At 42.1% G+C, this 551-nt stretch carries 1 protein-coding gene; it reads left to right on the top strand.

Annotated elements, in window-relative coordinates; genetic code table 11:
* Positions 1-107 precede the first annotated feature (107 nt).
* Complete coding sequence (locus Q4592_RS21790; RefSeq protein WP_303516939.1) at positions 108-392, top strand: hypothetical protein; 285 nt, start codon at positions 108-110, stop codon at positions 390-392.
* The last annotated feature ends 159 nt before the right edge of the window (positions 393-551 follow it).

Genomic DNA, 551 nt, shown 5'->3' with positions numbered 1-551 from the left:
AATTAATTAGATCAAACCACGGGGTGCGCGTCTACTTATATGAGTTCTCAGAGGATTATGAGGGGATTCGCTAGAACGAGGCGTTAAATGCCACAAAGGAAAGTGTCGTGCCTGATAATGAATTACAACAATTAGCAAACAGAGTTGGACAGTCTACCGATAGGCTTGTTGGCACAGGTAATCGGTTAATTTCTTCTATTGAATCTAGCTCTAAAAGTCAGGAAAAGCATCAAAAATCTATCGTAGCACTAACTATTGTAATAGCTATTTCTACGGTGATTTATACTGGTTTAACAATTTGGTCTACATCTATACAACAACAAGAGCTGCAATTAAAGCTCGATAGCGTACCAAATGCAGCTGTTGAAAGTACGGTGGAAAGTGGCACTTAACAAGCTGCTTAAAACGGACTGCTAACAGTTGGCTGCGCTTCGTTCCTCGGTATTATAGCCAACTATCAAATTCCCCTTAATGGGGCGCTGGAGGATCCCCTCATAAATCTTTCAGTCCCGCAGAGTGAGTCAACCAGCGAAACTCGTTAATTGCCCAGC

This window comes from Agarivorans sp. 1_MG-2023, from assembly GCF_030548385.1.
Lineage (GTDB): Bacteria > Pseudomonadota > Gammaproteobacteria > Enterobacterales > Celerinatantimonadaceae > Agarivorans.
The sequence above is the reverse complement of the archived record's forward strand: the minus strand, read 5'-3'. Positions and strand labels throughout refer to the sequence as shown.